General features: G+C 51.7%; 19 protein-coding genes. 3 read left to right on the forward strand and 16 right to left on the reverse strand.

The genetic code is table 11. The features are described from left to right. Positions 1-498, forward strand: a 498-nt coding sequence (locus QMG93_RS24715; RefSeq protein ID WP_281941232.1) for a hypothetical protein, incomplete at its 5' end; no start/stop codon positions are given. 681 nt (positions 499-1,179) lie between these two features. Here the strand turns inward: QMG93_RS24715 and QMG93_RS24720 are convergent. From QMG93_RS24720 to QMG93_RS24740, 5 genes are all read right to left on the reverse strand, one after another. Beyond that, positions 1,180-1,302, reverse strand: coding sequence for a hypothetical protein (locus QMG93_RS24720; RefSeq protein WP_281941234.1), 123 nt, complete (start codon positions 1,300-1,302; stop codon positions 1,180-1,182). 134 nt (positions 1,303-1,436) lie between these two features. Further along, a complete protein-coding gene (locus QMG93_RS24725; protein ID WP_281941236.1) occupies positions 1,437-2,159 on the reverse strand; it encodes a sugar phosphate nucleotidyltransferase in 723 nt (240 codons plus the stop codon). A 268-nt stretch (positions 2,160-2,427) separates the two neighbouring features. Then, complete coding sequence (locus QMG93_RS24730; RefSeq protein ID WP_233455179.1) at positions 2,428-2,526, reverse strand: YjcZ family sporulation protein; 99 nt, start codon at positions 2,524-2,526, stop codon at positions 2,428-2,430. A gap of 256 nt (positions 2,527-2,782) precedes the next feature. Next, the gene (locus QMG93_RS24735) at positions 2,783-3,544 is read right to left on the reverse strand and encodes a class I SAM-dependent methyltransferase (protein ID WP_281941241.1); all 762 of its coding nucleotides are present in this window, start codon (positions 3,542-3,544) and stop codon (positions 2,783-2,785) included. Between the two features lie 304 nt (positions 3,545-3,848). Then, positions 3,849-4,460, reverse strand: a complete 612-nt coding sequence (locus QMG93_RS24740) for a DUF4304 domain-containing protein (protein WP_281941243.1) — start codon at positions 4,458-4,460, stop codon at positions 3,849-3,851. Positions 4,461-4,802: 342 nt separating this feature from the next. On the opposite strand from QMG93_RS24740, the gene QMG93_RS24745 reads away from it, so the two are divergent. Further along, positions 4,803-5,993, forward strand: a complete 1,191-nt coding sequence (locus QMG93_RS24745) for an oxalate decarboxylase family bicupin (RefSeq protein WP_413789333.1) — start codon at positions 4,803-4,805, stop codon at positions 5,991-5,993. A gap of 115 nt (positions 5,994-6,108) precedes the next feature. Here QMG93_RS24745 and QMG93_RS24750 read toward each other — a convergent pair whose 3' ends face one another. Together QMG93_RS24750 and QMG93_RS24755 are read right to left on the reverse strand one after the other, a co-directional pair. Beyond that, positions 6,109-6,915, reverse strand: a complete 807-nt coding sequence (locus QMG93_RS24750; RefSeq protein ID WP_281941247.1) for a DUF2935 domain-containing protein — start codon at positions 6,913-6,915, stop codon at positions 6,109-6,111. A gap of 66 nt (positions 6,916-6,981) precedes the next feature. Further along, on the reverse strand, positions 6,982-7,743 hold the full coding sequence (locus QMG93_RS24755; RefSeq protein WP_281941249.1) for a hypothetical protein: 762 nt from the start codon (positions 7,741-7,743) through the stop codon (positions 6,982-6,984). 163 nt (positions 7,744-7,906) lie between these two features. Between QMG93_RS24755 and QMG93_RS24760 the strand changes: the two genes are divergently transcribed. Next, positions 7,907-9,397, forward strand: coding sequence for a hypothetical protein (locus tag QMG93_RS24760; protein ID WP_281941251.1), 1,491 nt, complete (start codon positions 7,907-7,909; stop codon positions 9,395-9,397). A gap of 5 nt (positions 9,398-9,402) precedes the next feature. On the opposite strand, the gene QMG93_RS24765 is transcribed toward QMG93_RS24760, so the two are convergent. The 9 genes from QMG93_RS24765 to QMG93_RS24805 form a co-directional block, all read right to left on the reverse strand. Further along, positions 9,403-10,410 carry an N-acetylneuraminate synthase family protein gene (locus tag QMG93_RS24765; RefSeq protein WP_281941252.1) on the reverse strand — a complete coding sequence of 336 codons (1,008 nt, stop codon included), beginning with the start codon at positions 10,408-10,410 and terminating at the stop codon, positions 9,403-9,405. A 21-nt stretch (positions 10,411-10,431) separates the two neighbouring features. Then, complete coding sequence (locus QMG93_RS24770; protein ID WP_281941254.1) at positions 10,432-11,061, reverse strand: acetyltransferase; 630 nt, start codon at positions 11,059-11,061, stop codon at positions 10,432-10,434. Next, a complete protein-coding gene (locus QMG93_RS24775; protein ID WP_281941256.1) occupies positions 11,058-12,569 on the reverse strand; it encodes a hypothetical protein in 1,512 nt (503 codons plus the stop codon). Before QMG93_RS24775 ends, QMG93_RS24770 begins: the two co-directional genes overlap by 4 nt. Before the next feature lie 135 nt (positions 12,570-12,704). Further along, the gene (locus QMG93_RS24780) at positions 12,705-14,480 is read right to left on the reverse strand and encodes a CDP-glycerol glycerophosphotransferase family protein (RefSeq protein ID WP_281941258.1); all 1,776 of its coding nucleotides are present in this window, start codon (positions 14,478-14,480) and stop codon (positions 12,705-12,707) included. Positions 14,481-14,530: 50 nt separating this feature from the next. Beyond that, positions 14,531-15,580: an N-acetylneuraminate synthase family protein gene (locus tag QMG93_RS24785; protein WP_281941259.1), complete on the reverse strand. Its 1,050-nt coding sequence runs from the start codon at positions 15,578-15,580 to the stop codon at positions 14,531-14,533. Next, a complete protein-coding gene (locus QMG93_RS24790; protein WP_281941261.1) occupies positions 15,580-16,392 on the reverse strand; it encodes a cytidylyltransferase domain-containing protein in 813 nt (270 codons plus the stop codon). Before QMG93_RS24790 ends, QMG93_RS24785 begins: the two co-directional genes overlap by 1 nt. 13 nt (positions 16,393-16,405) lie before the next feature. Beyond that, positions 16,406-17,377, reverse strand: a complete 972-nt coding sequence (locus QMG93_RS24795; RefSeq protein WP_281941263.1) for a Gfo/Idh/MocA family protein — start codon at positions 17,375-17,377, stop codon at positions 16,406-16,408. Between the two features lie 15 nt (positions 17,378-17,392). After that, positions 17,393-18,709 carry a glutamate-1-semialdehyde 2,1-aminomutase gene (locus tag QMG93_RS24800; protein WP_281941265.1) on the reverse strand — a complete coding sequence of 439 codons (1,317 nt, stop codon included), beginning with the start codon at positions 18,707-18,709 and terminating at the stop codon, positions 17,393-17,395. After that, positions 18,706-19,758, reverse strand: coding sequence for a polysaccharide biosynthesis protein (locus QMG93_RS24805; protein ID WP_281941268.1), 1,053 nt, complete (start codon positions 19,756-19,758; stop codon positions 18,706-18,708). The genes QMG93_RS24800 and QMG93_RS24805 overlap by 4 nt, the downstream gene beginning before the upstream one ends. Positions 19,759-19,869: the final 111 nt, after the last annotated feature.

A 19,869-nucleotide genomic window follows, 5' to 3' on the forward strand; every position in this document is an offset into this window, starting at 1 on the left:
CTACGGGCGCTACCGGTGCTCAAGGGCCGCAAGGCGACCAAGGACCTCAAGGGGCTACGGGCGCTACAGGTGCTCAAGGGCCTCAAGGCGATCAAGGACCGCAGGGGGCTACTGGCGCTACCGGTGCTCAAGGACCTCAGGGCGACCAAGGACCGCAGGGGGCTACTGGCGCTACCGGTGCTCAAGGGCCTCAAGGCGATCAAGGACCTCAAGGTACTACTGGCGCTACCGGTGCTCAAGGGCCTCAAGGCGATCAAGGACCGCAGGGGGCTACTGGCGCTACCGGTGCTCAAGGGCCTCAAGGGGCTACTGGCGCAACCGGCGGTACCGGTGCTCAAGGGCCTCAAGGCGACCAAGGACCTCAAGGGGCTACGGGCGCTACTGGTGTACAAGGGCCTCAAGGACCTCAAGGACCTTAAGGGCTGCTTTAAGGCGAAACTGGCGTACCCGGGCCGTAATGACCTTTTTATTTACAACAGATTGGTTCCACTAAAATAAAATGGCTGTCGAGAGCTTCTCTCGGCAGCTTCTTTTTTCGTTTCGGAAAAGAGAATTTACCTCTGCATGATTGTAAAAAAATAATCGCGAATTATTGCAAGATGCTTAGATGCAGCAAAATCCATCTTTGATTACGTTTCGATTGCGATACAGACTCTACAGACGGAACACAGCGAATTTTTGGAAATCCGCACGCAGAACATGGCATACCCGACACCGATCACTTCTCTTCAGAATTTCGGGTACAATTGAAGCCGTTCGGCTTCCCTGGCAAAATCGATTATCTGCTCCTGCTTGAGCAGAATATCTACCGTTCCCGGGTACGTGGCAAACCAGCAGGAAGAGCAGTATGTACCATCTCGCCCGAGGCAAGGAAAATCCATGCCCGAGCATGGCGTTCAGATTATGGCGTTTATAAGTTCCTGCCGGACTAAGAGCTTGTCCTTTGTTCTTTTCACATTGACCATAAGCGTTATTGGGCCGTGAAGCCGCTGTCAGGCTATAATCGATCACGAAGCATTTGTCGGCCCCTATTGCATATTGCCAAATATTACAGCTAACTAGCTGCTTCCCAAAACAACAAAAAGACAGATAACAGCCTGCCTGCAGATAACACAGAATCAGGCCCCTGTCTGATGTCCAGCCCGTACAGCAACGTCCCGATGGTCAGCGCTTCGTACATTAGAAACCGGGAAGCTCCCCCATGACCATAAACAACGTATCCGGCAGCTTTTCCGCGAAATAAACGATATGCTCCACCGCCTCTACGTTCGGCTTACGCAAACTGCCGGATGAACACGACAACAGTTTTGTCACCAAGACCGAGGGAATGCTTAAACCTCATCTTCGACGTGCCGTTCGTCGAAAGGAAAACTCTGCGCTCCCGCCAATAACGCACGAAATTGCTGCCAATGAACCCCAGGTTACAAGCATTCACCTCATGGCGTGACCTCCCCTGCTATTCTTTGGGCGGCCTCCCTGAACGAAAGGTGGGTTCCCGCATCAATCCACCATCCGCTTAGAATGCTGTAAGAGAGCATGTCGCGGGCCGCATACATATTGTTCACGTCGGTAATTTCCATTTCGCCTCTCGCGGAAGGCTGGACCGTTCGGATGATGTCAAACACCCCGGCGTCGTACATATAGATGCCGGTTACGCAATAGGACGATTTCGGGAATTCCGGCTTCTCCTGAATCCGCACAATACGCGAGCCGTTCATGACCGGCACTCCGTACCTGCGGGGATCTTCAACTTCTTTTAAGAACACGCGGGCTTGCTCCGGCTGCTCCCTGAAGCGGGCGAATTCCTCCATCAGCGAGTCTTCGAACAGGTTGTCACCGAGAAGCACGACGAATTTTTCACAGGGATTAACAAAGCCCTCCGCCAAGGCAAGAGCCTGAGCGATGCCCCCCGGCTCTTCCTGCACTTTAAACGAGATACGGACGTTCCACTCCCGGCCGCTGCCGATATAGTCCATAAACAACCCGCCGAAGTGTTTTCCTGTAACGAGTAAAATATCGGTGATTCCCGCCTCGGCCAATTTGGAAATCGCATAATGAATCATCGGGTAAGGACCGACAGGCAATAGATGTTTATTAAGAAACCGGGTCATCGGCTTTAGCCGGGTACCTGATCCTCCGGCAAGAATAACTCCTTTCATCAAGCGGCCGCCCCTTTCTGCACAATGGTTGGGATTTTTTTTACCATAATTAAATGATATGTTCCCATTGGTGGAAGCTCATGGACGCTTATCGTATAAGGCGAAAAAATTGGCTCTTGTCCTTGCTGGCGTGACAGAAGGTTATTTGGGTTTGTATTGTTTGTGAGCCTGACATAAAAGTTCCTGTTCGTTGTAGTTGGAGACCTGACTTCCCGCACAAAAAAGAGCCGCCTGCGGCGACCCCTTCAAAATAAAACTCGATTTAATGTCAGAACCAAAGGCTGCAACTAACAATTACCAACAAAATAAAAAGAACAAGAATTACGCCTGTCGAAGTAAAACCACCGAAACCTCCAACGGAACTCATTAGTCAACACTCCTTTAAATAGTATTGAGTACCGTCTTTATCCCTCCCGGTAACTCTAATCCTACAATATGCAGAATACAGAATGAATGTATGGACTGGTGACAGGTGGCAGTTGACGTGCAATTATATCAGCCCACCTTGATCGGATAAGGACCGTTTTACGAAGTGTGAGTTACAATTCAGTTGGAACGTTTCGTCCGGATATCCGCTCACCATGCTGAAAAGGAGCCTTCCGCTTAAAGAAGGCTCCCATTTTCTAAATTGATCGTGCTTTGATGAAAAAGCGATGTTGTGTTACATCAAAATAACCATGTTCTTGAATGATTTGATGAATTTTATATAGCTGCACAAGATATTTTTCGGTTTCAAAGCCCGGAACTTGCCACGGCGTTGCGTTTAAGAAGTAAATCAAGCTGCCCACATCATAAAATCTTTGAATCGGGAATTCTTCCTTACTTGATAGAACTTCAAAGCCGCCTGCCCTAGCTTCCCTTGTTGCCGTTTCTAAGTTCCAATGTTTATATTCGTCATTTAGCGGAACTTCAAACGTTTCATTTATTTCACGACAATCGAGCTCACCTGATTGTAGAGTAAGAAATATCCCATCTTCTGTCATAATTCTTCTTACTTCTTCTGCAGAATAGGCTTCATGCCTATTCAAGACCAGGTCGAATTGGTTGTCTTTAAACGGGAGTTTTAAATCTTCCCCGACCTGTACGACTTCTACCCCTAATGGTTCCAACCTTTTTCTGGCTACTGGAACATTAGGAAGGTATCCTTCCGTAGCGACCACTCGTTTAGGAAGAGGCTTTAACATGGCTAGGAACTCGCCGCCCCCGGTTCCCATATCCAACATAGAGTTAGCATGCTGAACCAGAGATACTGCCATACTGCCGTAGGACCAAGTGAGCAATTGACTTGCCATTCGACCAGTCCCGGTAATATAGGAGAAATCCCATCCTGAAAAGTCTTGATTTGCATTTGCTATGGTATCTAAAAACTGTCTATCTCTTTTCATCTTCATTACCTCCGATTGTTAACAGTATTTGTTATACGCAACAACCTTCAACTGTTAATACGGGAGGGCCTCTTATCCATAAACAAAGGAGTTACTTCTCATGTTCCAACAATCTCAACTATATAGCACCCCACCAGAAAATGAACTTTCGGTATATCCTAAAATACCATTATATTTCAATTTATCTCTATCTTGCAATTTCTTCGTTATGCATATTCCTAATTAACTTACTAACCCATGCGTACCCCTGTTAGTTCCTCAAGTTCAGTGTATGTCAAGTTTTTCTCTTTTCTAAAAGGGTGACTTATAGCTCATCAAATTCCACTCCGTATTTATTGAAGATGGCCTTGTATTTATTTTCGAATATGGTCCATCGCTTTTCTGTTCCATACTTTCCCTGCAAAGCTTTCAAATAATGTTTAGCCGCTGCTACATCATTGGATTGTAATAGCAAATGAAAGCTCTCTTCGCCCAGATGTAAAAATGGACCTGAAGTATAATAATCAACAATGGATCTGGCACTGGTCATAGTATCATAAAAATGAATAACCTCTTCTAATCCACTTAGCAGCGTTTTTCTTAAATCATCCATACTCGTATCAGGAGTGATTGAAAATCGATCTGGAGCAGACTTAACAATTTCCCCAATTCTTGCTCTGAAGTGACACTCCGCTTCTTGGGGTGCTGTCAGAATCTCTCTCGATTGTATCTGGGCCAACTCCACTGCATAAATACCGCAGTTCACATAAAACATTACATTATCAGTTGAATTGCCAGAGGATTTTTGGAAATTGAACATGTAGATGAGGCTTTCTGTTATCTTATTGAAATTCAAACTCTTCTTGGCGAAGCCACGCTTGGAAAGGAACGGCTTTACGTCCTGCTTAATCATATCGCTAAAGATCTGCTGCAACATAATCCCTCCTAGAAGATTCTAAATACATACTAGCTCACATTATATAACATTTATCCGGGAGTTTTCTCACTATCTGCCATTAGTTGAGCGATCCAGACAAACGGGGAGTAAACATTTTCTGGACCTTTTTGTTTTTCAGCGCATACAATACTGCTTGTCCAGACGCTTTACGAAGCTCGTTCGCCACTCAAGAGCAAAGGAATGGAAGGTACTTTAAACTCCCCTGCCGCTGTGCAACACATCCGGACTCTAAGGGGACATATTTCCTAAACCTTATTCTATGCATAACTTAAATTAGGCATCTGACCAGTACAAAATGTATAGAACGAGGGGTTGATTTATTTGGAGAACGAAACAAGGAATGGGTATATACCGCAACCGATAAGGAATGATGGTACCGGTTGGTGGGATTTAGGCCCACGGGACGTCTTAAGAGACCTTGAGAACCCCGACATGTTAGTTCCGCCCGCCACCGATGCCGGAACGATTCCCAACTTAAAGTTTTCTTTTTCTGACACATATATGCAGTTAAATCATGGCGGCTGGTCACGGGAAGTGACGGTTAGGCAACTACCGATTGCGACAACTCTTGCAGGGGTGAACATGGCTTTAACTCCGGGCGGTGTACGTGAGTTACATTGGCATCAGCAAGCGGAATGGGCTATCATGCTTGTTGGACGCGCTCGAATTACGGCAGTCGATCAGAACGGGAGAAACTTCATAGCCGACGTTGGCGTAGGCGATCTGTGGTACTTCCCTCCCGGAATACCGCATTCTATTCAAGGGTTGGAAGAAGGATGCGAGTTCTTGCTTGTCTTCGACGACGGTAAGTTTTCTGACCTCAATACTTTATCTATCTCTGATTGGTTCGCACATACGCCTAAAGACGTATTATCGGCGAATTTTGGTGTTCCAATAAGCGCTTTTACTCATATCCCACAGCAACAGAGATACATTTTTCAAGCAAATGTCCCTGGTTCGCTTGAAAGTCAACAGGTAGCAGACCCATACGGTACGGTACCAAAAACCTTTTCACATCGACTGCTCGCACAGGATCCGATTGTAACTCCAGGCGGGACGGTGCGTATAGTCGATTCTACCAACTTTCCTATTTCGACTACAATTGCCGCAGCTTTGGTAGAAATTAAACCCGGTGCCCTTAGAGAAATGCACTGGCATCCCAACAACGACGAATGGCAGTATTATATCTCAGGCACGGGACGTATGACGGTTTTTGCGGGCAATGGTGCAGCTCGCACTTTCGATTATCGTGCCGGGGATGTAGGCTATGTACCGTTTGCATTTGGGCACTATATTCAGAACACGGGTGATCAAAGTTTGTGGTTTTTGGAGATGTTTAAGAGCGATCGCTTTGAAGATGTTTCTCTGAACCAATGGATGGCGCTCACACCTCATCAATTAGTACAGGAGAACTTAAATGCAGGCCCCGAATTAATAAGCGTATTGCGTAAGGAAAAATGGCCAGTAGTAAAATATCCAGGGTTCTCTTACTATCCAAGAACGAGTAAATAAAACAAGGGAACTGCCGCTACTGCAAATAAAAAGAGGCTCTTTGTCCTCTTTCAGAAAAAAACGATGCTCCTAAGTAACTGGAAACATCGCTTAACCCCGTTCATTCCTGTCGTCATTATGATTCGGATCTTTTCGGTCCTTGTAAAAAGTGTTCAAACATATCTAGAATAACAAGAAAATGCTCGGCTTCCCTAAATACATGATCCGCTAACAGTGGATGAATAATGCTTTTTATACGACAGTCGTTTATTAAATCGCGCGCGGTTTTCTTAAAGTCGCGCAAAGATTTGACGGATACTTTATTCTGATCGACAAATTGACTCAGCAGAGGAACCGTCTGGGATTGGGGGCGCATGGAGCTTAAATCTATAGCTTGAAAGACAAGCTGGTCAAAATCATGGCTGAATTCTCGCGCTTGCTCCACCAGTTTTCGTTCTGACGGATCAAGCAAATGACCGATGAATTTGGCATGGTCGGCCATGATTTTTAAGAAAAATACGTTTTCGTCGATAATGGCATCGGGTAGTGGTTCGAGCCTTCCGGCATTCAGCTCGGCCAACCGATTTCTAAAATAGTTTGCTTCGCGGCTTATATGATCAACCAATAGCGGGAAGTTATTGGCCCCGGGTAATTGGCAGCTCAGGATTAGCCCCAACACTTTTCTTTTAAAAGCCCAAATATAACTAACCGCCGTGTAAACTTCCGCATTAAATTGGCGAATCGTCTGCGGATCCGTGTTCGCTTCATAAGCGTGCGATTTGAGTTCAATTTGTTCAAATACCGCATAAAATTGATTGGCTTCATGAATCAACTGAGTATCTTCACATCGGAAGCCTAGTCTAAGAAACAAGGAATGTTCCTTCATAATACGGGACCAAAACCTTATTTCTTCAAGCGAACGAGCAACGAACAGATCCGACATGGGCATTCCTCCCCGCATGTAATTGCTTCTATAATGCCTATGCGGTCCATTCGGTTTTAAGATCAATTACTTACCCGATTCTATCCGATCGTACACCTTCCGAATGCCCTGCCTGTTTAATTCCGACCTTCCGTGAAATAGCGTCAGCTCCGGACGATGCTTGATCCGGCGCATATAATCGTCCGCCTCCCGCCCGCTTCCCTTCAAGCCTACCGTCAAGGAGACGCTATGGGCGGCATTGAACACATAATAATGGAGCAAACGAACTCCCGCTTCTCCTAATTGCTTCTTGAGAAGGCCGGTGTAATGCTTGTTGTATAAGGCGTCAACTCCACCGTAATAAGACTGGTAAACGAATAATCCCCCCGGTTTTAAATTTCTCCCGGCTAATGCCGTGACGAAATCAAGATAGGGCTTTTCGTTCGCCGGCCATACCGAATGCTTGTCAAGAATGCTCCTTCTTCGGCTTTCGTCATTGGTTATTCCGCTGATATAGAGAGCGTCGTACATCTGCTCGGCCTTCGCCGCAAATTGAGCGGCATCGCTAATGTAATAAGTCAATGTCCGCGACGGGGCGTCCGCAGCATATTGTTTCAAACAAGGTTCGATCGATCCGTATTGATCGATGTCCACAAACGTCAGCTCGCAGCCGTGCCGATAAAACCAGTATTCCTCAATCCCGCTTCCGGGCGCAATGCATAAAACGTTCTTATCGGCCAGTTCATACTTTGCAATCAATTGCTCCATCGCTTCTTGAACGAGCTTGAATTCCGGTTCGGCGTTCATACTTCTGAAATATTCCTCAGCTTGAATCTCGTATTTATTCAACACAAGGCCCCCTTCATTGCTTATGATTTACTTTCTAACCATTCTATGAATCGATTTCCAACTCGTGCAAAAGATGAACGCATGCCAGGTAACACCGACTACCGCTTGGACATACATTATATTGTGCGGCCAATGATAGAAATGAAAGGAAGGGAAGTTAACCATGTACAGCGAGATTCATATAAACGACCATATGTTGCTGCGGTACGGCTATACGGATGATTTGTTTACCGCCTTTCAACCGCTCGTCTACGAAGGAATCAAGCTTCCTTTGCTCATGCTCGGCGCTTACTACTACCATATAAGAGAAACGGTGGACGCCCAACTGCAGCAACCCGAGATCTTAGCGCAGCAGCGGACGAACAGACAAGTGCGGTGGATGCACGAATATTACGACCGGATGCAGCACATACCGGAGACGGTTAGCGACTATTCGCTGGACCCGAAGCGCGATGCCATTGCCTTTTGCGGTCAATTTCTGGATACGGCGCTCAAGGCGTTTCCCGATCGAAATGCGCTGGTCCTCATCAGCAACCGCCACGATCAAACCGCCGTTCAAGACAAAACGCTTCCCCCCGGCTTTCAAACTTTTTATTTCCAGCAAGCTTATGTCGAGGAGATTCGTCAATTTAAGTTCTGCGAGCCCGTATGGCTTCAGGTTCACGACCTGGTATCTAAGCATAAGGACCATCCGATATTTGGAAGGGAGAATTTCGGAAACTGGCTCTACGCCCAGGCGAGAGATGCCATATGCTTAATCAAGGTCGGCGAGCGCTTGATACGGGAGCATCCCGTCGGTCTCTTTCTCGATCATTCGGAGCTGATTTATCCCGGTAACGTCCTTTCTCTGCTCGCTTTAAAATACAAGCTTTCTTTTGTTCAGGTGCAAAACAGGCTCTTGAGCGATATTAATATTATCCCGTCCCGCGCCTCCCGTTACGCCGTATACGGCTCGCACACCAGGAACTGGATGATCGAAAATGGGATCTCCCCCGCTAAAATCACACCGATCGGCAGCTTGCGGTTCGAAGATATTCAGAGGGGAGATCTGAAGACGAAACAGGACTTGCTGAACGATCTGGGCGTATCGGATGCTCGCTGGATCGTAGCCTTTACAACCTCGCCTTATGTCGTGGAAACCAACGAACAGATCATGCGCTGGTTTTCTCAAGCCGGACAAGAGTTGCCGGTGCTGGTAGTAATTAAGACACATCCGGATGACCGGTATCCTTATCATGAGCATGCGGACCCTCATATCCGGCTGATGCCGGACGGGTATTCGCTGCAGGATTTGCTGCATGCGAGCGATTGTGCGGCTACGGTCGTATCGGAAACAGCGTTGGTGGCAGCGATGCTGGAGAAGCCGTTAATCGTTCTTCAACCCTCCATGAGCTACCACTATATCCTTAACAACAACAGCTATCCAAAGCATTTGGCCGAAGCCCATGCCGGAGCCATCGTTCATTCCGCAGACGATTTGCGACAATGCTTGACCCGTCTGATGCACGACGATGACAAGTTCAGAAAGAAGCTTGTCATTCAGTCGAAACGCTTCCTGCGGCAATCGTTGACGATCAAGCAGCCGAAACCGTCCAAACGCCTTTACCGCTTAGTGCGGGAATTGATGGGAGCGAAATGGACCGACGGCGAATAGTTCGCTCACGCGAAATCCTTTTCGCTTAGAAGCTCGTCGCAGCCGATCGTTCTGGATGCCGTCTTCCCGATCATGTGCTTCATCAACGAGGGAGACAGCCCCGTCCCGGGCCGCTTCGCATCCAGATCGTCGGCTTCAATCATTTTCCCGGCGGGAATGTCCCTTGCCGCCACGATGCTTCTGCGAAAGATGCGCCGGTTATCCTGCTCCTCCGCGCTGAGCTGCCGCTCGTAATTGCCCAATGCCGCTTTGATACGCCGGGCGCCGTCTACAATCTCCTTCATCTGCTCCGGCGTGGCGGACACTTTATGGTCCCAGCCGGGCAAGCTCTGATCTAGCGTAAAGTGCTTCTCAATCACGCAGGCGCCTTTGGCGACCGCGGCAAGCGGAATGGCGGTCCCCAGCGTATGGTCGGAAAACCCTGTCGGATAGCCGAACCGTTCGCGCAGCGAATCGATATTGTTTAAATGGACGTACTCGTCCTTCGGCGGGTATACCGATACGCAATGCAGCAGCACAACCCTCGTATTTCCGGTTTCTTCCACGACCTGGACGGCTTCCCGAATTTCCTCTTCCGTTCCCATGCCGGTCGACAGGACCAGAGGAAGACCTGTACTGGCGGCGTACTGCAGCAGGGGAAGATTGGTCACTTCCGTGGAGGAAAGCTTGAGAAACGGCACTCCGATCCGCACCAGCAAATCGACTTCGCTGCGGGAAAACGGCGTGCACGCAAAATCAATCCCGATATGATCGCACAGCCTCTTCATCGCCCGAAGCTTCTCTTCTGTCATGCTGTATTGATCCAGCGTGCGTTCCAGCTCCGGATCATAGCTCGACTTGACCATCAGGCTCGTTTTCGTCCAGGACTGGAACTTCACGCAATCGCAACCGGCTTCCTTCGCCTGCTCGATCATTCGTTCGGCGAGAGCCATGTCACCGTTATGATTGGCGGCAATTTCCGCAATGATATACGGCTGTTCCGCTTGTTGGGACAGACGATTCCATATATTCATCTTACATAACTCTCCTGTCGTTTAATTTGATGACCGTTTAATAATCCGCGCGGGTACGCCGACCGCGACGCTATGGTCGGGAATATTGTCGATGACGACGGCGCCTGCACCGATCACGCAGCGTTTCCCGATCGTCACGCCCGGAATGACAATGACTCCCGCCCCCAGCTCGCTTAATTCGCCGACCTTCACCCCGCCGGCCAATCGGCAGCCCGGACTGATGTTCACATACGGCCCGATCCTGCAATCATGATCCACACTGGACGCCGTATTCACAATGCAGCCTCTCCCGACCGCCGCATACGGGTTAATCACGGCGCCTGCCATGACGCTGGCGCCTTCCCCCAAGACCGACGACTCCGCGCGAACGCTTCGCTCGTGAACGGCCTGAATGACCGGAAACCCGTAAGCGATCAGCCATTCGAGCTTGTGTTTCCGGACCGCAGGATTTCCGATGGCCACATGCCAGCCCTTCACGGATGCCCGGAGAGCAAGCAGTTGCTCCTCGTTGTCACGGTAATGGGCGGCACGGTTCGCCCAGGCAGGGGGAAGGCCCGCCGAGAAATAAGCAATCGGCTCTTCACGCTCTCCGCAGCTTACGATGTCCGCAATGACTTTGGCATGTCCTCCGACGCCAATAATTCCAATCATAGCGCCCGCTCCTTTCCACTTGATTGAAGCAGCCGCCGGATAAGCCCGTAAACGGCCGCTCCGGGCGACAGCTCCCCGCCGGTTAACGTCTTCCGCAGAAACGACCGGCCTTTGGTCAGCAACGTACTACGAAACGATTCGTCTTCCAGCCATTTCCGCAAGCAGGCGGTCAGCCTGCTGCCGGAAGTTACGATTTCCCCCGCTTCCGCCTTCGCCAAATGCCGCACATAGCCGTTATAGTTCAAATGGTAATCGTACGGCATATCCGGCTGCAGCACGATCACTCCTTTTTCCGCCATCGCCGCTTCGACCGCCGTCGTTGACGATATGGTCAGCACCAGGTCGGCCGCATGCAGCATCTCATCCAAATGAAAAAAGGGCGGAGCAACTGCCAGACGCTCCGAAACAAACGCATCGTAGCTCAACCGATCGTCGGGATGCGGCTTGATCATCGCGTAAACCGGCAGGCTCCGTACGGTCTCCTGCAGCCATGCAGCGACGCTATAGTTGACGGAGGCGTCATACTGCTCCGTCATCAGCACGAGGATCGGTACGCCCGGTTCCCATCCGCAGCAGGCAAGCAGGTCGTCGCGGGTATGGACAACCTGCCTGCGGCTTAGCTCCAGTCTGACGCTGCCGGTTTCCGTGATGGCCGCAGGGGGAATCCCTCGGAGGATCAGCCATTCTCTCATATGCCGGCCCCAGACGGCATAATGGCTCGCCCGGGCCGGTACCATGGAAGCGTCGCTGGATAAATGATGCTGCACATGAAGAAACGGCAGGCCGTGAATGCGGGCAAGCAGCGAAAGAATGCTTTGCCGGGGCGGCAGCTCCGTATGCTCGACAATCAGCTTGATCGGCCGGGTACGAAGCAGCTCGTGCAGCGCATCGATCAATTCCACGATAAATGGAATTTCCCCATGCATCCAGCGGCGAAACGCCCCTCTGGCGAGCACCTCATGCTGTCCCTCTTCTCGGCGGAAGACGGCGTGCAGCCGATCGAACGACCGCAGCAGCTCTTTGGTCTCCTTTCGCACCCGCTTGGAGGGGGTGCCGAGCAGCAGCTTATCTGCCAGCCGGTAGATCTCAAACTGCGCGGGCAGCTTTTTGTTTTTCAAATATCTGCGCTCGTACAAATAGTGGGAAAGCAAAATGACTTTGTGCGGGGTTAAATGCCGCAGCGCAAAATCGACGTAATTGCCGCACAGCAATATCGTATCGCGGCCCGGCTCAGCCCCAAAGCTTCTCGCTTGCCCGGGGAGACGCCGCAATCGCGTCTGGACATCGGACATGGAGTGCATGTTCCACGAGCTGCCTCGTTCGCGCACATAAGCGTCGTTCGTCCTTCGCCGGTCGACCGTATCGCGGATGAAGTGATGATACGGACGAATCAGCGCCAAGGGCAGCTCGATTCCATGCATCCGAAGCGAAGCGAAGGCTTCGAAGAAATCCAGCGTGTAGCCGTAACGCAGAAGCAAATGCGGGTTCCATTCCTCTCCGCCATACATCTAGCAGCTTTCCCCATGCTCCAAATCGTGGATCAAGCGAATCAACAGCCTTCTATTTCTTCGAATGCTTCTTCTTAATAACCGGAGTTGGCGAAGCAGTCTGCGTTGTCTCTGATTCATACCGGTCCCCCCTCGTTATTTTTGATTTTCAATCGTATTCGTGTACGAATCGACCAAGATCCGCAAATTTTTGACAAGGTTAATGTCCTGGTTGGTGATGATTCGATCTTCCCTCACCTTGGCGGCAAGCAGGTTGGTCACTTCCTCCGCGACATTCAAGGTATGAAGCTCCATAATCAAAAAGTCCTTTAAGCAAATGTGGATCGTCTTCAAGTCAGCCATTCGATTCCCCCCCACGCCCGGCAATAGGCTTTCATTCGTTGATGCATGCTTCGGTCCTTCGGTTCGGATATACGCCTGACGGCATTCGTTATCCAACAGACTCTTCACCAGTTCACCCATCCTCTGGCTCGGCGTCCGGTCATCTGTGAACACCATCTGCCTCAAAAACTGCTGCCCGGCCTGCACGACCGCCTCCGCCTCCCCTTCCCGGGAAAGAAGAGCGGCGATGCAATCCACCAGCTCCCGGGCGGAATGCACCACGGGCCCCGCCTGCCCCCTGTCCAGAAAATACGGATAGCCATTGTAATTAATATGGTAATCGTACGGGAGCTCGGGCTGCAGCACGATGATGCCTTTCTTCAGCATGGCCCCTTCGATGGCCGTCGTCGAAGAAATGGTCGCTACGCAATCCGACGCGTTAAGGATATCCTGCAGATCGTAGCCGGACGGCGCCAGATGAATGCGTTCGGACACGAACGATTCGTAAGACAGCTTGTCGCTCGGATGCGGCTTGACGATCACTAGAACGTCCGGAAGCATCCGGACCAGCTTTCTCATCCATCTCATGACGGTAAAATTGATGCTTTCCGGATAGCTTTCCGTCGTGTAGACCAGAACAAAAGGAGCCTGCTTCTGCTTCGCGCAGCATTCGTGGAGCAGTTGCTCGCGCGTTTTTTGGATGCGTCGTTCGTTATGCTCCAGCCGCAGGCTGCCCACCTGCACGATGGAGCTTGCGTCAATTCCACGCTGGACAAGCCACTCGGCCATGCTCGGCCCCCATACCGCATAATGCGTTGCTCTTGTCGGGATCATCGAGGCGTCGCTGGTCAAATGGTTCTGCACATTGATGAACGGCAACCCGTACGAACGCGCCAGAAGAGATAAAATGCTTCCGGGATAGATCAGCTCCGAATGATCCATGATCACCCCGACCGGGTACTGCTTCAGCACCCCTTCCAACAAATCGACCAAAGCGATTCCTTGCCCGATACAGCTGCACATCCATTCGCGGAACCGCGGCATTGAGAAAATTTCATGCTCTGCAGCCCCCTCATTGGCCAGCGCTTTATCGATTAACGCAAACAGCTCGGATTTGGCCTGCTGGGACGCGCTGCTGCGCAGAAGCTGCTCGTGCAGGCTGTACACTTCGAACGTCGAAGGAAGCGATTTTCCCTGAAGCGCCCGAAGATCGTACGGATTCGAATGCAGCAGCAGCACCCGGCGGTCGCTGAGCTCGGACAGCGCAAAATCGACGTATTGGCCGCACAGCAGGATCATGTCCCGGCTGGCGTCCTTGCCCCAGTCTTCCTGCTGCAGCGGCAGCCGCTGCAAATGGCGCTGTACGTCGTTCATCGAACGGAAGCTCCATTGCCCGCGTTTCCGTTCGACGAACGATTCATCTTCCCGTTTCCGGTCGATGAAATCGCGTATCAAGACATGGTACGGCCGTAATAGCGTTAGCGGGAGCTCGACCCCCTTATAGACGACCTGTGAGAATCGTTCGAACAAATCGTGAGTATAGCCGTATCGAAGCAGCAAATGCGCGTTAAATTCATCCCCACCGAACATGCTTTTCCCTCCTGCGACGATTCGGGCCGTCCGTCATGCGGACATCCGCCTCACGGCCGCCCGTTCTCGCCAAGATGACGCCAACAGAATGCGTCTCCTTTACGGACCGGCTCCCGCAGCTTCTTGCCCAGCAAGTGGACAATGTCTCTTTGATCCATATCGCCCTGCGTTTGCGTCCGCTTGTATTTGACATGCTGCTCCGTGAGGAGTGTTCCTTGCGGAAGATCCTGGCCTGCGACGAGACACTTGCGTACGGCAGAGAAATACGCCCGCTCCTCCGTGCCGATATTCATGACCGCAGAACCGGTCATCCGCGAGACGAGCTCCAACTGCCCGCGCAGCTCGGCAAACGCGTCCGGCTCCAGGGCCGCCTCGTCATCCTCGCGCTTGACGGACAGATCGAGCGTCACATGCTGCTCGAACAAGCGCGCGCCGAGGCCGTAAGCCGTCGCAAAGGCCAGATAACGGCCGAGCTGTTCCCGGCTTGCCGTGTGGTCCGCATAGCCGACCGGACATTGAAACTTCGCTTCATACAAAGGAAGCTTCTGCAAATGCACATGCTCAAGAGGCGTCGGATATTCCTGGATGCCATACATCATCATGAGATTCCGCTTCTCGCCGAGCAGTTTCAGCATGTACTCGATCTCCGGAAACGAGATCCCGCCGATCCCGACGAAAAGCGGCTGCTTCGCTTGCGCAAGCCCCTTGAGCATATACGTGTCGTTGATGCTGGTCGCATGGATGGCGATAGCCTCCGCATTTTCTTCGATGAGAAATTCCAGCGAAGGCAGCTCGTCGGCCAGCCCGACGATTTCCATGCCATGCTTGCGGCAGCGCGCAAACAGCTCCCGCCATTGTTCGCGGGTGAACAGCCACTTCTGCAGTTCCTTATATAGCGGATGCTCCGGAACCATATATTCGTCCGGATTCAGCATAATATGGAACTTGACCGCGTCCGCTCCCTTGCCTGCCAGCGCATCGATCAAACGCAGCAAATAATCGTATTCCCCTTGGTGGACGTAGGCGGGCTCCGCAATCCAATACATGGATGTCTTCGTCCCGTTCCGCAACTGCTCCAATAAGTCAAGTAACCGCGCCATCAGCGATTCCTCCGTTGTTTGAGATAATTGCCTTCCTTGATCGCGACGAACAGCTCCCTTTTCTTCGCATAGCGCTCGTTGATATCCTCAATGACCGCATCGGGCGGCTTCAGCTGCTGTACATGGCGATTGACGAACAGCTCCGCAGGCATCCGGTCGGCCGCAGACAGCAGCGAGCGGTAGCTCATCCCGCCATGCGGACTCAAATGCTCCGCCAAGGACCGTAAAAATGCGAGATCGTCCGCCGTATCCAAAGTAAGCCGGATGTCCCGGGCTTCCCCTGCCTCCGCTTGAAACAAATGAACGTCAAACAGATCCGGACGGTTCAGCCAATAGCCCCATATCTCGGTGTCGGTGCGATGCTTGAATTCAATCACCGTCTTCAGCGCCTCATATCGAATCCCGTATAAGCCTGCGCCGATCGGGAGCCCTTCGACCGTCATATAGTCTGGAGCCGTCAATTTAGCCTGATTCGCAAGCCGGTTGGCGTATTCTACCGAGAAGAACGGGTCGTCCGCCGTAATGGACAACACATAATCCAGACTAAAAAAAGTCGCTGCATCGTACAGCCGCAGGAGCACGTCCTCCGGATCGCCTGTGAAGTAATAAATGCCATGCTTGAAAGCCGTCTCCGCAAGAAGCGCGTCCTGCGGGTGCGGGGAGGTGCACAGGACGACCTGATCGACGAACGCAACGGCCTTGCACCGTTCGATCACCCGATCGATCACCCGCTTCCCCCCGATTTCGTACAAGAGTTTGAGCGGGAGCCGCGTCGATTTATTTCGGGCCGTGATCAGCATGCCGATTTTCATGATTCCACCGCCTTCAGCTTAACTTTCCGCGCTCGAATTGCTCCAGCCATTCCAACAAAGCCAAATCCTGCTCATAATCGTGAGGAAACGGCTTCCCGCCTGCGATAGCTTCCAGGAAAGCCCGCATTTCGCTCACATACATATCCTCATATTGAAACGGCCTGTCGCCGCTCAGGACCGGAATCCGCTTGGTCGTCCGCCGTATCCCGTCGTATACCTGTACTACCGAATCGGAGAAATTCCACTGTATCGTCCCCTGCTCTCCAAGCAGGGAGAAGGCTCTCGTCGCTTTGCGCGATACGACATCGACCGTGACTTGCCCCGAGGTGCCGTCTTCGAATTCCATGACCATCTGGTATACGTCGTCGATATCGGTCTCCAGCGTGGTCACTTTTCGTTTCAGGGAAAAGCCACCCCGGATCGGCCCGAACAACGAAGTGAGCCAGACCCATTCGAAAGGCACGATTTCCCGGCAGCCCCCCGTCTCCTTGCGCGAGACATAGAACGTGCGGTAATCTTCGTGGGGGTGCCAATCGGGCAAATATTGCCCGGAATGGTACATAAAGAAGCAGTTCCCGCCGGCCGCCTTCTCGTTCACCAGCTTCGCGAGCAAAGCCACTGCGGGGTGAAACCGCATCGTACAGGAGGGGGCGGCAACAAGTCCAGGCTTCTCCTGCAGTTTGGCGACCAGCTCCGGAACGCCGTCCTTCGTCACGCTTGCCTCCGTAAAGAACGGGAGCCCCAAATCCGCAGCCAGATGCGCATAAGGCATGTGCTTATCGGGAGGTGTGGAAATGATGAGCGCACGCGGCTCAAGCTGCAGCGCCCGTTCTACCGAGTCGAATGTTTCAATGCCGAATTTCGCTTCCGCTTCCGAGCGTCTGTCCGGACGGGGATCGAAGCCAATGACACGTTGTCCCGAGAGAGCAAGCAAATCCCGCACTCTTCGTTTCCCCATCGATCCAAGACCAATAACTAAGAACATGCGAATCGCTTCCTTTTAATTAAATTTACGAAAGACCGGTTTTACCGCCGGGCCGACCAATACGGATTGCGCTCCTTGCTCCAGCGCCTTCTTGTATGCCTTGCACGTTTGGTCCAACGCTCTGAGGGTTTTCGCCACTTCGCTTGCACCATGTGAATAACTGATCGAGACGTAAGGCATGAGCACGCTCTCCCGAATCATTTCCTGAAGAAAAATGGTGCGGAAAGCGAGGGACGGACTCTCCTGCTCATCCTTGCACACAATGACCGGACTGTTGGGGTAGCCCCCGATTTGCAAGTAACGCTCGATTCCGTGAAGGGCGGTCATTTGCCGCCAACCGTCCATCAGCTTCTTCCCAGTACGTTCGATATGGCCGATGATGTCTTTCTCCCGGAACTCCAGTACCGTTTCTTGAACGGCCGCGAGGGAATGCGTCTCCGCCGCGTTGGTAGCCGACAACAGGAACGTGCGGGTGTGCGGATGATCGAGCCCGCCCAGCTCCATGATTTCCCGTTTCCCGGCCAGCACCGCGCAGGAAAATCCGTTACCGATCGCCTTGCCGAACGTCGACAGGTCCGGCTCGACGCCGAACACCGTTTGCGCCCCAGGTAGTCCGAACCGGAAGCCCGTGATCATTTCGTCAAAAACAAGCACCGCACCGTGCTTTTGCGTAAGCTGGCGGACCTGCTGCAAGAAGTCGGCGGCTGGACGCTCCCCAGTCACGGGCTCCATAATGACGGCCGCGATATCGTCGGGGTACTGCTGGAAAATACGTTCCAGGCTTGCCATATCGTTGTAGTGGAAAGGAACCGACAGCTCCGAGAGCTGATCCGGTATGCCGTTATCGCATGGGGTCGTACCGATAAACCAATCGTCAAAGCTGAAGAAGGGGTGCTCCTTGCAGTAAGCGACCCGCTTGCGTCCGGTGTAGGCCCGGCTGAGCCGGATCGCCGCTGTCGTCACGTCCGAGCCGTTCTTGGCGAACTTCACCATATCCGCAGACGGAATCATATCCGTCAGCAGCTCTGCCACCTCGACCTCGATCGGAGACGGTCTGGTGAAATTGCTGCCGCGACACACGTGCTCCATCACCTTCCGGGTCACGCGGGGATAATCATAGCCCAGCGAAACGGAACGCAAGCCCATGCCCCAATCGAGAAACGTGTTATGATCGACGTCCTTCACCCAAGCGCCGCTGCCCGATTGAATAAAGCCGGGAGCGAGCTGCGGAAACTGATCCGCTCCTTTGCTGTACGTGTGGCATCCTGCCGGAATGAGGCGGGCGGCTTTCTTGGTCAGTTCTGCCGAGCGTCGAAAACGATCGTCCTTCATTCCGATCCACCGCTATAACGAACCCGATATTTCAGATGCTCTTGCGCGACAATGCTTTTTAACTCGTCTTTCGGAACGTGAACGCCTTGATTCGAACGGTAGGTATGGACCGACGCCGGCTTGAAATGCAGATACGTACCTGTTGCATCGGCTTCCGTCAGCAAGACGGCATACAATTCGTCGTCCTCAAGAACACGCTCGCGTTCGCAGTCAAAAATCAGCTCTTCGTGGAATTTCTCGCCGGGCCGCAATCCGATAGTCTGAATCCGCGGTCTGACGCCCGACTCGCCGAAATAATCGCAGACGGCATCCGCCAATTCGCCGATTCGGAACGACTTCATTTTCAGTACGAACGTTTCTCCTCCTTGGCAGTAATAAGCCGCCTTCATCATACGTTCCACCGCTTCGGGGATTGTAATGAAAAAACGCGTCATTTTGCGATTGGTTACCGTGATCGGCTTCCCCTGGCTTATCTGATCGAGAAAAATGGGCAGAACCGAGCCCCGGCTTCCAATCACATTGCCGAACCGGATGGTGCACAGTTGTGTCTGCCGGTTCCCGAGATGAGCGTTGGCGCTGGCGAACAGCTTCTCGGCGATGAGCTTCGAAGCTCCGAGCGCATTGTACGTATTCACCACCTTATCCGTGCTGATATTGACTACCTTCTTCACACCATTGCGGATGGCGGCGCGGATGACATTTTCACTTCCTATAATATTGGTCTTTACCGTCTCATACGGAAAGTTCTCGCATACGGAAACTTGTTTTAACGCCGCAGTGTGAAACACCATATCCATGCCCACGGTCGCGTTCTCCACACTCTCGTAGTCCCGGATATCACCCAAACAAAACGAAACCATAGGATCATTTTCATAGCTGAGCTTCATCATATACTGCTTGCTGTCGTCTTTGCTGAACACGACAATCCGCTTAGGCCGATAGGATCGAAGCGCTTCGACAATCCCCCGACCGATGGAGCCCGTACCGCCGGTTACCAAGATCGATTGGTTGGAAAAAAAAGAGTAGAGCATCTCCCTAGTAGCTATCATTGACTCTCCACCTTTCTACAACCATTCATATGTTCCGGACAACCAGAGGGTCATGGACAACGGTTGAACCTTCGAAAATTTGGTAAAAATGTGCATTTTCCGATAACCTTT

Source organism: Paenibacillus tyrphae (assembly GCF_027925525.1).
GTDB lineage: Bacteria > Bacillota > Bacilli > Paenibacillales > NBRC-103111 > Paenibacillus_G > Paenibacillus_G tyrfis_B.

Excerpts from the sequence above, each read along its gene's own strand:
- QMG93_RS24725 (WP_281941236.1), bottom strand. The coding sequence starts at position 2,159 with ATGAAAGGAGTTATTCTTGCCGGAGGATCAGGTACCCGGCTAAAGCCG.
- QMG93_RS24730 (WP_233455179.1), bottom strand. The coding sequence starts at position 2,526 with ATGAGTTCCGTTGGAGGTTTCGGTGGTTTTACTTCGACAGGCGTAATT.
- QMG93_RS24735 (WP_281941241.1), bottom strand. The coding sequence starts at position 3,544 with ATGAAAAGAGATAGACAGTTTTTAGATACCATAGCAAATGCAAATCAA.
- QMG93_RS24740 (WP_281941243.1), bottom strand. The coding sequence starts at position 4,460 with ATGTTGCAGCAGATCTTTAGCGATATGATTAAGCAGGACGTAAAGCCG.
- QMG93_RS24750 (WP_281941247.1), bottom strand. The coding sequence starts at position 6,915 with ATGTCGGATCTGTTCGTTGCTCGTTCGCTTGAAGAAATAAGGTTTTGG.
- QMG93_RS24760 (WP_281941251.1), top strand. The coding sequence starts at position 7,907 with ATGTACAGCGAGATTCATATAAACGACCATATGTTGCTGCGGTACGGC.
- QMG93_RS24765 (WP_281941252.1), bottom strand. The coding sequence starts at position 10,410 with ATGAATATATGGAATCGTCTGTCCCAACAAGCGGAACAGCCGTATATC.
- QMG93_RS24770 (WP_281941254.1), bottom strand. The coding sequence starts at position 11,061 with ATGATTGGAATTATTGGCGTCGGAGGACATGCCAAAGTCATTGCGGAC.
- QMG93_RS24775 (WP_281941256.1), bottom strand. The coding sequence starts at position 12,569 with ATGTATGGCGGAGAGGAATGGAACCCGCATTTGCTTCTGCGTTACGGC.
- QMG93_RS24780 (WP_281941258.1), bottom strand. The coding sequence starts at position 14,480 with ATGTTCGGTGGGGATGAATTTAACGCGCATTTGCTGCTTCGATACGGC.
- QMG93_RS24785 (WP_281941259.1), bottom strand. The coding sequence starts at position 15,580 with ATGGCGCGGTTACTTGACTTATTGGAGCAGTTGCGGAACGGGACGAAG.
- QMG93_RS24790 (WP_281941261.1), bottom strand. The coding sequence starts at position 16,392 with ATGAAAATCGGCATGCTGATCACGGCCCGAAATAAATCGACGCGGCTC.
- QMG93_RS24795 (WP_281941263.1), bottom strand. The coding sequence starts at position 17,377 with ATGTTCTTAGTTATTGGTCTTGGATCGATGGGGAAACGAAGAGTGCGG.
- QMG93_RS24800 (WP_281941265.1), bottom strand. The coding sequence starts at position 18,709 with ATGAAGGACGATCGTTTTCGACGCTCGGCAGAACTGACCAAGAAAGCC.
- QMG93_RS24805 (WP_281941268.1), bottom strand. The coding sequence starts at position 19,758 with ATGATAGCTACTAGGGAGATGCTCTACTCTTTTTTTTCCAACCAATCG.